General features: G+C 37.3%; 5 protein-coding genes, 20 tRNA genes, 1 rRNA gene, 1 pseudogene and 1 riboswitch. Of the genes and pseudogenes, 23 read left to right on the top strand and 4 right to left on the bottom strand.

Annotated elements, in window-relative coordinates; genetic code table 11:
• The 21 genes from rrf to ACEN3Z_RS11225 all read left to right on the top strand — a co-directional run.
• Positions 1-106, top strand: a 5S ribosomal RNA gene (rrf, locus tag ACEN3Z_RS11325); the annotation flags it as partial.
• A gap of 13 nt (positions 107-119) precedes the next feature.
• A tRNA-Val gene (locus tag ACEN3Z_RS11320) sits at positions 120-192 on the top strand.
• Positions 193-200: 8 nt separating this feature from the next.
• Positions 201-273, top strand: a tRNA-Lys gene (locus tag ACEN3Z_RS11315).
• Between the two features lie 21 nt (positions 274-294).
• Positions 295-376: transfer RNA gene (locus ACEN3Z_RS11310), tRNA-Leu, on the top strand.
• 13 nt (positions 377-389) lie between these two features.
• Positions 390-462: transfer RNA gene (locus ACEN3Z_RS11305), tRNA-Thr, on the top strand.
• 5 nt (positions 463-467) lie between these two features.
• Positions 468-539, top strand: a tRNA-Gly gene (locus ACEN3Z_RS11300).
• Between the two features lie 28 nt (positions 540-567).
• Positions 568-653 (top strand) — tRNA-Leu (locus ACEN3Z_RS11295).
• 35 nt (positions 654-688) lie between these two features.
• Positions 689-762 (top strand) — tRNA-Arg (locus ACEN3Z_RS11290).
• A gap of 8 nt (positions 763-770) precedes the next feature.
• A tRNA-Pro gene (locus ACEN3Z_RS11285) sits at positions 771-844 on the top strand.
• 10 nt (positions 845-854) lie between these two features.
• Positions 855-927, top strand: a tRNA-Ala gene (locus tag ACEN3Z_RS11280).
• Between the two features lie 15 nt (positions 928-942).
• Positions 943-1016 (top strand) — tRNA-Met (locus ACEN3Z_RS11275).
• A gap of 4 nt (positions 1017-1020) precedes the next feature.
• A tRNA-Ile gene (locus ACEN3Z_RS11270) sits at positions 1021-1094 on the top strand.
• Between the two features lie 35 nt (positions 1095-1129).
• A tRNA-Ser gene (locus tag ACEN3Z_RS11265) sits at positions 1130-1219 on the top strand.
• An 11-nt stretch (positions 1220-1230) separates the two neighbouring features.
• Positions 1231-1303: transfer RNA gene (locus ACEN3Z_RS11260), tRNA-Met, on the top strand.
• Between the two features lie 39 nt (positions 1304-1342).
• Positions 1343-1413: transfer RNA gene (locus tag ACEN3Z_RS11255), tRNA-Gly, on the top strand.
• A 13-nt stretch (positions 1414-1426) separates the two neighbouring features.
• Positions 1427-1500, top strand: a tRNA-Ile gene (locus tag ACEN3Z_RS11250).
• A 33-nt stretch (positions 1501-1533) separates the two neighbouring features.
• A tRNA-Ser gene (locus tag ACEN3Z_RS11245) sits at positions 1534-1622 on the top strand.
• 49 nt (positions 1623-1671) lie between these two features.
• A tRNA-Glu gene (locus ACEN3Z_RS11240) sits at positions 1672-1743 on the top strand.
• 19 nt (positions 1744-1762) lie between these two features.
• A tRNA-Ser gene (locus tag ACEN3Z_RS11235) sits at positions 1763-1852 on the top strand.
• Between the two features lie 26 nt (positions 1853-1878).
• Positions 1879-1951 (top strand) — tRNA-Asp (locus ACEN3Z_RS11230).
• 9 nt (positions 1952-1960) lie between these two features.
• Positions 1961-2031, top strand: a tRNA-Gly gene (locus ACEN3Z_RS11225).
• 97 nt (positions 2032-2128) lie between these two features.
• On the opposite strand, the pseudogene ACEN3Z_RS11220 reads toward ACEN3Z_RS11225, so the two are convergent.
• Positions 2129-2326 (bottom strand): annotated as a pseudogene (locus ACEN3Z_RS11220) (transposase); the annotation flags it as partial.
• Positions 2327-2827: 501 nt separating this feature from the next.
• On the opposite strand from ACEN3Z_RS11220, the gene ACEN3Z_RS11215 reads away from it, so the two are divergent.
• Complete coding sequence (locus ACEN3Z_RS11215; RefSeq protein ID WP_407090921.1) at positions 2828-3337, top strand: CsbD family protein; 510 nt, start codon at positions 2828-2830, stop codon at positions 3335-3337.
• 66 nt (positions 3338-3403) lie between these two features.
• Here ACEN3Z_RS11215 and ACEN3Z_RS11210 read toward each other — a convergent pair whose 3' ends face one another.
• Entirely contained in the window at positions 3404-4204 is an 801-nt protein-coding gene (locus ACEN3Z_RS11210; RefSeq protein WP_407090920.1) for a hypothetical protein, read from the bottom strand.
• 292 nt (positions 4205-4496) lie between these two features.
• Positions 4497-4587, top strand: a riboswitch (SMK box riboswitch).
• Here ACEN3Z_RS11210 and metK point away from each other — a divergent pair.
• A complete protein-coding gene (gene metK, locus ACEN3Z_RS11205; protein ID WP_407090919.1) occupies positions 4585-5766 on the top strand; it encodes a methionine adenosyltransferase in 1182 nt (393 codons plus the stop codon). It overlaps the preceding riboswitch by 3 nt.
• A gap of 57 nt (positions 5767-5823) precedes the next feature.
• On the opposite strand, the gene ACEN3Z_RS11200 is transcribed toward metK, so the two are convergent.
• Both ACEN3Z_RS11200 and ACEN3Z_RS11195 read right to left on the bottom strand, forming a co-directional pair.
• Positions 5824-6516 carry an FMN-binding protein gene (locus ACEN3Z_RS11200; RefSeq protein WP_407090918.1) on the bottom strand — a complete coding sequence of 231 codons (693 nt, stop codon included), beginning with the start codon at positions 6514-6516 and terminating at the stop codon, positions 5824-5826.
• Positions 6517-6543: 27 nt separating this feature from the next.
• The gene (locus tag ACEN3Z_RS11195) at positions 6544-7884 is read right to left on the bottom strand and encodes a hypothetical protein (protein ID WP_407090917.1); all 1341 of its coding nucleotides are present in this window, start codon (positions 7882-7884) and stop codon (positions 6544-6546) included.
• Positions 7885-8165: the final 281 nt, after the last annotated feature.

Here is an 8165-nt window from a genome sequence, read left to right as displayed (position 1 = left end):
GTAGCAAGAAGGATACACCTGTTCCCATGCCGAACACAGCAGTTAAGCTTCTTAGCGCCGATGGTAGTTGGACCTTTGGTCCTGTGAGAGTAGGTCGTTGCCATGCATTGTTTATATTTGGAGGATTAGCTCAGCTGGGAGAGCGTCTGCCTTACAAGCAGGATGTCGGCGGTTCGATCCCGTCATCCTCCATGTCTCAAGAGTCGTTAGCTCAGTTGGTAGAGCATCTGACTTTTAATCAGAGGGTCACAGGTTCGATCCCTGTACGACTCATTCTCTTATAAAGAGACAAACGCGGGTGTGGCGGAATTGGCAGACGCACTAGATTTAGGATCTAGCGCCTTCGGGCGTGGGGGTTCAAGTCCCTTCACCCGCATTTAACTTAATAAGCCGGCTTAGCTCAGTTGGTAGAGCATCTGATTTGTAATCAGAGGGTCGAGGGTTCAACTCCTTTAGCCGGCATCAACGCGGAAATAGCTCAGTGGTAGAGCACCACCTTGCCAAGGTGGGGGTCGCGGGTTCGAACCCCGTTTTCCGCTTTGCCAAGAGAAGTAAATTCGGCATATTGCCGGGGTGGCGGAACTGGCAGACGCACAGGACTTAAAATCCTGCGGTGGGTGACTACCGTGCCGGTTCGATTCCGGCCCTCGGCATAACACTTAGTTATGTGTTAAAATAATAAAAAAGAGCACCCTTAGCTCAATTGGATAGAGTACCTGACTACGAATCAGGCGGTTGTAGGTTCGACTCCTACAGGGTGCGTTTCATTTCGGGAAGTAGCTCAGCTTGGTAGAGCACTTGGTTTGGGACCAAGGGGTCGCAGGTTCGAATCCTGTCTTCCCGATTGATATTATGGGGGATTAGCTCAGCTGGGAGAGCGCCTGCCTTGCACGCAGGAGGTCAGCGGTTCGATCCCGCTATTCTCCATTAATATTTTATAAAGGCGGTGTAGCTCAGCTGGCTAGAGCGTCCGGTTCATACCCGGGAGGTCATGGGTTCGATCCCCTTCGCCGCTATATAGGACCTTTAGCTCAGTTGGTTAGAGCAGACGGCTCATAACCGTCCGGTCGTAGGTTCGAGTCCTACAAGGTCCATTGAAGACCGTTAAAAAATTAATAATTAAATTTATGGAGGATTACCCAAGTCCGGCTGAAGGGAACGGTCTTGAAAACCGTCAGGCGTGTAAAAGCGCGCAAGGGTTCGAATCCCTTATCCTCCTTTTAAAATTATCGCGGGGTGGAGAAGCTGGCATCTCGTCGGGCTCATAACCCGAAGGTCGTAGGTTCGAATCCTACCCCCGCAATTTTAACTTAATACTAAACTTAACTATTTATTTAATTATGCGGGTGTAGTTTAGTGGTAAAACTACAGCCTTCCAAGCTGTTGTCGCGAGTTCGATTCTCGTCACCCGCTTTTAATTTCATACGGGCCTGTAGCTCAGTTGGTTAGAGCGCACCCCTGATAAGGGTGAGGTCGGTGGTTCGAATCCACTCAGGCCCATTAGTGATATTAAAACTATAAAATTTTGGATTTGGGGAAGTACTCAAGTGGCTGAAGAGGCGCCCCTGCTAAGGGTGTAGGTCGGTTTTGCCGGCGCGAGGGTTCAAATCCCTCCTTCTCCGTAAGTTTTATATTCGTATTATTGCTAAAAATTAATATTTATATTGTGTTGGTCCGTTGGTCAAGCGGTTAAGACACCGCCCTTTCACGGCGGTAACACGGGTTCGAGTCCCGTACGGATCATTAATTTTACTTTCATAACGGAGGATTACCCAAGTCCGGCTGAAGGGAACGGTCTTGAAAACCGTCAGGCGTGTAAAAGCGCGCAAGGGTTCGAATCCCTTATCCTCCTTATTGATTTTAAAATTAAAATACATTGGTCCGGTGGTGTAGGGGTTAACATGCCTGCCTGTCACGCAGGAGATCGCGGGTTCAAATCCCGTCCGGACCGTTATATTATGCGGGTGTAGTTTAGTGGTAAAACTACAGCCTTCCAAGCTGTTGTCGCGAGTTCGATTCTCGTCACCCGCTTAATTATTCAAAGAACGCTTAGCGTTCTTTTTTTGTTTACTTGGTATTTATGATAGGCTCTTTGTCAAATAGGGTTGATGACTCATTTTAATCAAGATCAAGCAGCATAAGTTGTTGCTTGATCTTTTTTATTTGTCTGAGAGACATATAATCGCGTCATGAGTAAACTACGGTCTCTAAAATGGCTGTAATTTCGATAGCCGTAGGCGGTTTGTTTCAACACTTTAATTTTATTATTAATGCCTTCGATCTGGCTATTCGTGATACTTGGATATGTGAACGTGTTTTGAATGTATGTGTCGATAGTAATATTTTGGTCTTAAAATGGAAAGTTCTTTTGGATATAATGGTTCATGAGTAGATATTCTCCTTATTTTTTGGTTGGGACTTTAAATATAACGAATATCTGCGTCTTTTAGAAGACACAAAGATAGGGTTGATGACAATTTTAATTTATGTTATCAATCCTATTTATTGTTGAAAACTATATTTTTTAGAAAATTAATAAGTAAAATCCTAAAAGCAATTTTATATAACAATATGTAATACTATCAATTTACTGACGTAGTATTTTTTATAATTATTCAACAATATTTCTTGATACTTCAACGATATTTTATATAATTGTAGTTAATATAATCCTTTATTATTTTTGAATTGTTGTTATTTTTATAGTATAAATGGAGCAACATGATTAACAATATCATTTCTTATAATTTTTGGAAGCGGTATTATTGCTTAAAATCATTTAATTTGCTATATTAATAGTATAAACAAATTAAATGGAGGTAACGATATGTCTGATACATGGAAAAACTTAGAAGGTCAAAAAGACGAAATTGTTGGAAAAGTTAAAGAAGTGTTTGGGAAAGCAACTGACGATGCCGAAACTCAAGCAAAAGGGATCGCTCAACAAGTTGAAGGTGAAGCTAAACAAGCCGTTGCGTCTGGTCGTGGTCATGTTGATGAAATTCGTGAAAACTACAAAGATCGAGCAGATTCAGCTGTCGAAGATGTAAAGCGTCAAGTAGGTGAAACTCGTGAGAGTGTTCATACTTCTGCAGATGAGAACTTAACAGAAGCTATAGATGAAGGAAAACGATTAAAAGAAGAAGCTGCACGTAAAGCTGAAGAATTACGTCAAAACGCAATTGCTGAAGGTGAAGAGCAACGTGAAGAAGCTCGTGATAAGTCTACTAAAGCTTATGAAGAATCAGAAGAAATTGAAGCTCGTGTAAATCAAACAATTGATGAAGCGGCTGAAAGTCGTCAAGAAAGTGAAAAAGAAGACAACAACACTTTATAAATTATAATACAGAAAGAACGAATAAAATGCCTAAAGTTTACTTTTAGCATTTCATTCGTTCTTTTTTTAATACAATTGACTCAAACTGTATAATAATGTGAATATTAAGGTGACTGCATGAATATAATTCATTTTGTTCTGAGTTTGTTTTTCATGTTGCGTTTTAACAAGTAAAGGTAACATCGTAACGGCACTTAGTAAAACAAATAGAATTTGAACAATATAATAAGATGAAGATGGTAGAGAGAAGTAAAACCCACTTAATAATGCAAGGGCACAAACTACTATACTAATAACTGGGAACCGTTGATAAACGGTTATTTGTTTGTAATTAATAATGATACTCTTCAAATTAAATACTTCTAAGTTTAAAACAATAAACATAAAAACAATTGGAATGGTATTGATTAAAAATGTTTGTGTTACTGCAAATGTTTGTGAATTATACGCGATGATATTCATCATGAACCCATTAAAGAATACTGATAATAAATAGTGATAGATTGTACCTGTCATCTTAAATGGCATATACTGCACATGAATGAATATAATATAAAAGACGAGCAGTACACTGATGATCCAGTGTGAGTTAAACATAAAGATAATGGTACTAATTAGCAATATACCTTCAAGTACATACAATAAGACATTAGGTGCTACTTCTGGTGTTTGTTTGTCGATTCGTAAATATAGGAAATGATCAATTAATTGACCAAACACGACAATTAGAAACAACAGTAACATTGGAAGCCACCGAATGGATTCAGTATGGCTAGCTCCTAGAATCAATCCAAATAGTATGGATGCTAGGGGCGAAACGAATATTTTAACGTACGGATTTTGTAAAAAACGAGTTATTAATTTCATTGACTATACCTTTCATCTAAAAAATTCGATAGCTTAGCTATCATTATTTTATTATTACATATTTGTCTGATATTCTTTTCCTAAACATAGAGAATAAATATCAAATCATCTTTACTTCATTGACTTGAGCGATTGAGTGTTTCATTCTTAGTCACTATTGTGAAGATGAATTTTCTTTATACATTCTATCATTAATTTCGCATCTATGCGAAAAATATTGGTACCAATTTAATCAATTATTCAGAATCTTATACTTATAGTGTGAAAGGCAATGGTTGTGTGATATAATTGCATTCGTTACAAATCTAAAGTCCCGATAGGGTTCACTTGTACTAGAGTGAATATGCCTTGTAACCAAATAATATAGTGGGGGAGACATTATGAAAGAAAGAAAATTATTTACATCAGAGTCTGTAACTGAAGGACATCCAGATAAGATTGCGGACCAAATTAGTGATGCGATTTTAGATGCGATTTTGGCTCAAGATCCTAACGCACGTGTTGCTTGTGAGACAGCAGTTAATACAGGATTGGTTTTAGTTTTTGGAGAAATTACTACAACAGCTTACGTTGATATTCAACAAATTGTTCGTAAGAAAATTGCTGAGATTGGTTATGTTAACTTTAAGTATGGTTTCGACGCTGATAATGTCGCAGTTTTAGTATCACTTGATGAACAATCACCTGATATTGCGATGGGAGTAGACGATGCTTTAGAAACTCGAGATGAAAAAGAGCAAAGTTTAATTGGAGCAGGAGATCAAGGGATTATGTTCGGTTTCGCAACAAACGAAACAGAAGAATATATGCCTTTACCTATCTCATTAAGTCATAAATTAGCGCAACAATTAGCAAAAGTTAGAAAAGAAGAAATCTTACCATATTTAGGTCCAGATGGAAAAACGCAAGTGACGGTAGAGTTTAATGAAGATAATACGATTAAACGGATTGATAATTTAGTTATTAGTACTCAACATAGTAATGATGTGGAACTTGATCAAGTAAGAGAAGATGTTATTGAGCATGTCATTAAACCGGTCGTTAATACAGAGTGGTTAGATGAAGAGACGACTTACTTTATTAACCCAACAGGCAAATTCGTAATAGGTGGACCCGTTGGAGATTCTGGTTTAACGGGTCGTAAAATCATTGTAGATACTTACGGAGGATCTGCTCACCACGGTGGGGGGGCTTTCTCTGGAAAAGATGCTACAAAAGTCGATCGTTCAGCCAGTTATGCTGCACGTTATGTTGCTAAAAATCTTGTAGCAGCTGGAGTTGCAAGTAAAGTTGAGCTTCAATTAGCTTATGCAATTGGGGTAAGTGAACCGACGTCAATTTCATTAAATACTTTTGGCACAAGTAGTTACTCTGATGATGTCATCATTAAGATAATTCGTGATACATTTGACTTAACGCCTTCGGGTATTATTTCAATGTTAGATCTTAGACGTCCAATTTATGCAGGAACAGCTGCTTATGGGCATTTTGGGCGAACTGATTTAGATTTACCTTGGGAACAGTTAGATAAGGTTGATTTAATCCAATCACAATTAAACTAGATAATATAATAACCCCTTTAGTAAAGCTGTCAAATAAGCTTTCTAAAGGGGTTTTTGTTAATTTTGAGATAGGGCGTCGTTTATAGCTTCGATAATAGCTTCAGATGTGAAAGTAGCACCAGAAACTGTCTCTACATCTAATGAATTCGTATTGATAATTTGATCTGGTACTTGGTCGAAGGTTGGATCAGAAAGGCCTTCCGTTTCAAGATGAGAAACGACGTTAACATCTGTAATTTCTTGATTTTCTACTGTGACATCGACGGTCATAAGACCATTGTGTCCTTCGGAAGTTCCAGTATAAGTGCCATCAGAAACGTATTCGAGAGCTATAGCTTCAGAACTTCCACCAGAATCCTTTGCCAAGGCATTATTGACAGCATTGATAATGGCTTCAGAAGTAAAGGTAGCTCCAGAGACAATCTCAACATCCGTTGAATTTGATTCTATGATTTGTTCTGGAACTTGTTCGAAAGCAGGATCCGAGATGCCTTCTGTCTCACTATGTTCAGTGACATCAATTTGACTTATTTCACCATTCTCTACTGTTACATCCAATGTTAACTGATCATTATGACCTTCAGCAGATCCGGTGAAAGTACCATCTGATACTTCCGCTGTGTCAACTTGAGCACTCTCATCATCGCCGCTATTAAAAATAAATTCATTTGTAAACAATAAAGTCGTTAGTAGCCAAACAAGGATGGATACAAATATAACTTGTATGATAAAAGAAAATTTATTAGTCATATACTTTTCCTTTCTATTAATAGGTGACTAGAAACCAAATTCATCTAGATAAATATGATTATCAGGGACATTTTGATTATCTAATAAAGTTTTTGAAGCATTTAGCATGGGTGGTGGTCCACAGACAAAGAATTTAGCAGATTGATAAAGTGAACTTACACCAAGTTCTTCTAAATATTCATGCGTGATAAAGCCATGAGGGAAGCCCTCAACTTCTTCATTTGAAAAGATAATATCATAAGAGAAATTTGGATTTGCAGCTTTCATTGTTTCAAGTTCTTCAATCATAAACATATCTTCTTCAATCGCTAAGCCCCAAACTAGATGAATTCTACGGTTTGAGTTCTTTTCATGTTCGTGGCGTAAGATACTTAAATTAGGTGTTAAACCAATTCCTCCCGCTAATAAGACAAAAGGATCTTCGGATTCTTGTACGTCATCTGGGAAGAAATTTCCGTAAGGACCTTCTAGAGTAGCGATATCTCCGACATTGACATTTTGTAAAGAACCAGTCCAATCTCCAGCTTCTTTAATCATAAACTCAATTGAATTCGAATAATCGGATGTTATTGCACTTGATGCTGAGAAAGGGTGTCCTTCAGTTGTGATGTCAGCATTTTTGAAACGAATAAAGAAATAATCTCCTGGTACGTATGGTTTAATCGAACCATTTTCCGGTTCAAATTCTAATACCCATAATGAAGGTGTCCCTTGTTTAATACTTTTCAATTCAAACTTTGGTGCGAAAGATAATTTTAATTTCCAAATAACATAATAACCTAATATAGCAACAGTATAGATAGTCAGAAGTGTCATAAATAGTGTATTTTCATTTAGAAATGGGAGTAAGAATAAATGAAAATATATTGCAACAATGGCTACAATAGAAAGTCTATGAAGCCATAAGCTCAATTCGCGATTAAGGACTGACTCTTTCCATTTTCGTAATAGTGGAATTCGATCAATGAATATACCCGAAAGTGAGAATATACCTGTAAACATGACAATAATTAATGAAAAGACAGCGAGGAATCCCGTTTGAGAAACAGTTGACATCTTAGTAATCCAACGGAAGCCATTCCATTGGATAATAATATGGATAACACCCATAATCGAAAGAACAACACCCATTAATGCGTGAATTTCATACATTTCAGGCATGCCAAAGTATTTTTCTATAAATCGTGGGCGTGATCCCATGAATGTGACTGTTAACATCATGGTGTAAGCTAGTAACCCTGAAGAATAGGAAATTAACTGTAAAACGGACATTGAATCACTCTGGGCTAAGATTGAGCCCAATAACGTTGCAAACATGACAAGAGAAATACCTGGGAATAACCAGTCATAAAATTTATTTGTATGCATAATTTAACCCCTTTACTAATTTATTGAAAGTAGCATAATGAAACTTGTAATTATTTTAACACATAATTTTAATGCTAAAAAGTATTTATTATGAAAAAATAGATAGGGAAATAAAATTATCTATATTTTTTAAAAAAGGGTTTACAAAATTTCAAAGGTGGATTTTATAATGAACTTAGCCACCTATAAAAAGGCATAAAAAAATACGCCCTGTGAATTTTCATGTTATATTGAAGTTACGACAACTCTCAATAGACAAGGATGAATTCACATGACGCAAA

The organism is Ruoffia sp. FAM 26254, from assembly GCF_045528545.1.
GTDB classification, from domain to species: domain Bacteria; phylum Bacillota; class Bacilli; order Lactobacillales; family Aerococcaceae; genus Ruoffia; species Ruoffia halotolerans.
Note: the sequence above shows the minus strand (reverse complement) of the source record. Positions and strands in the feature narration are given on the sequence as shown.

What these genes read in the sequence shown, in the direction of transcription:
- ACEN3Z_RS11195 (WP_407090917.1), bottom strand. Translation starts at nt 7,884, where the DNA reads ATGCATACAAATAAATTTTATGACTGGTTATTCCCAGGTATTTCTCTT.
- ACEN3Z_RS11210 (WP_407090920.1), bottom strand. Translation starts at nt 4,204, where the DNA reads ATGAAATTAATAACTCGTTTTTTACAAAATCCGTACGTTAAAATATTC.
- ACEN3Z_RS11200 (WP_407090918.1), bottom strand. Translation starts at nt 6,516, where the DNA reads ATGACTAATAAATTTTCTTTTATCATACAAGTTATATTTGTATCCATC.
- ACEN3Z_RS11215 (WP_407090921.1), top strand. Translation starts at nt 2,828, where the DNA reads ATGTCTGATACATGGAAAAACTTAGAAGGTCAAAAAGACGAAATTGTT.
- metK (WP_407090919.1), top strand. Translation starts at nt 4,585, where the DNA reads ATGAAAGAAAGAAAATTATTTACATCAGAGTCTGTAACTGAAGGACAT.